A 1,056-nucleotide genomic window follows, 5' to 3' on the forward strand; every position below is an offset into this window, starting at 1 on the left:
GCTCTAGCTGTGGAGCCTCAACAGGTTGTTCCTGGTCAGAGCGAGTCTGCTGATCGGCGGCATCGAACCGATACTGCCATGCGGCCGGTGCCAATTGTAGCGGTGAAGCCATTTGGGCAGCTCGGCGGCTCGTTCTTTTGAGGTGTTGTACGCGCGGGCATAGGCCCACTCGCGCAGGCTGGTCTGAATGAAGCGCTCGGCCTTGCCGTTGGTCTTCGGCGTATATGGCTTGGTGCGGATGTGCTTGAGGCCGAGCCGCTTGCAGACTTTGCGGAAGGCAACGGATTTGTAGCAAGATCCGTTGTCGGTCATCACCCGCTCGACCTTGACGCCCAGGCTTGCGTAGTAGGCGATTGCGGCCCTGAGGAAGGCGACGGCGCAGCCCTGTCGCTCGCTCTTCATGACCTTGCTAAAGGCGATCCGGGAAGCATCATCGATACAGACGTGGACATATTCCCAGCCCGGCCCTTCGCCGCGGGCACGCTGGCTGCTCTGACCGGTGCGATCGCCGGTAATGCGATGGCCTACCCGGTTGAACTTGCCGAGCTTTTTGATGTCGAGGTGGATCAGCTCACCGGGATGTTCACGTTCATAGCGCCGCACCGGTTCGGCCGGTTCCAAGTTGCGCAATCGGTTCAACCCCAATCGTCGCAGGATGCGACTGACCGTCGCCGGAGAGATGCCGACCTCGGCCGCGATCTGCTTGCCGACGTAACGTTGACGGCGCAGCGCCTCGACTAAAGCGCATGTGGCAGGCAGGGTCTGGCTTGGCAATGAATGGGGGCGTGAGGAGCGATCACGCAACCCATCAACACCTCCCGCGCGGAAGCGCTTGACCCATTTGGCGACCGTCTTCGCTGTGACGTTGAACTGGAGCGCGGCTGCGGCCTTCGTCAGCCCGCCCTCGATCACGCTCCGTACCATCGCCTCTCGACCTTTCGGCGTCAGAGGCGCATTCTTATGGGTGTCCATTCGGTTCTCCGGGGATTGGCTAAAGCTTCGACAACTTCAGCTTCCTCGTTCAGGACCGGATGGACAACCTCCTGAGAGCTCACA

At 61.1% G+C, this 1,056-nt stretch carries 1 protein-coding gene; it reads right to left on the minus strand.

Annotated elements, in window-relative coordinates; translation table 11 throughout:
• Positions 1–3: 3 nt before the first annotated feature.
• A complete protein-coding gene (locus tag AC0QUY_RS42585; RefSeq protein WP_161855422.1) occupies positions 4–972 on the minus strand; it encodes an IS481 family transposase in 969 nt (322 codons plus the stop codon).
• Positions 973–1,056 lie beyond the last annotated feature (84 nt).

It is taken from the genome of Bradyrhizobium sp. WYCCWR15520 (assembly GCF_056174665.1).